Raw genomic sequence first — 535 nt, 5'->3', positions numbered from 1 at the left:
GTATCCATCCGGCGGGGGCCGCCTTGTCTGGGTAGGTATTGAGCGCTCTTTAGCGTGCTCTTGTGAGCGCGCTTAGGAGTGGTCGATGGGTCAGGTGACGGTGTTTTCGGGGCCAGAGCGGCGCCGACGGTGGAGCGAGGAAGAGCGGCTGCGGATCCTGTCCGAGGCTTTCGCGCCGAGCGCCTGCGTTGCCGAGGTGTGCCGACGGCACGATATTTCATCGGCGCTGATCTACACGTGGCGGCGCAAGCTGCGCGAGGCAGATGCGGCGCAGGAGGCCAGCGCGGCCGAGGCGTTGCCAGCGCCGGTGTTTGCCGAAGCTGTGCTGGACGAGGATGCGGTGGCAGTCAGCGCTGCCGAGCACCCCGCGATGATCATCGACCTGCCACGCGGGAAGCGGCTGAGCATTTATCCCGCGGCGTCGCCAGCGCTGGTTGCGGCTGCCCTGAAGGCGCTGCGGTGATCCCTCCCGGCGCCCGTGTGTGGATCGCGCTCGGCCACACGGATATGAGGAAGGGCATGCAGGGCCTGGCGC

1 protein-coding gene is annotated in these 535 nt (G+C 67.9%); it reads left to right on the top strand.

The window, feature by feature from the left end; genetic code table 11:
* The first annotated feature begins 85 nt into the window (after positions 1 to 85).
* Entirely contained in the window at positions 86 to 463 is a 378-nt protein-coding gene (gene tnpA, locus AX692_RS05930) for an IS66-like element accessory protein TnpA (RefSeq protein WP_072678280.1), read from the top strand.
* Positions 464 to 535: the final 72 nt, after the last annotated feature.

The organism is Erythrobacter donghaensis, assembly GCF_001557325.1.
Classification (GTDB): Bacteria; Pseudomonadota; Alphaproteobacteria; order Sphingomonadales; family Sphingomonadaceae; genus Erythrobacter; species Erythrobacter donghaensis_B.
The sequence above is the reverse complement of the archived record's forward strand: the minus strand, read 5'-3'. Positions and strand labels throughout refer to the sequence as shown.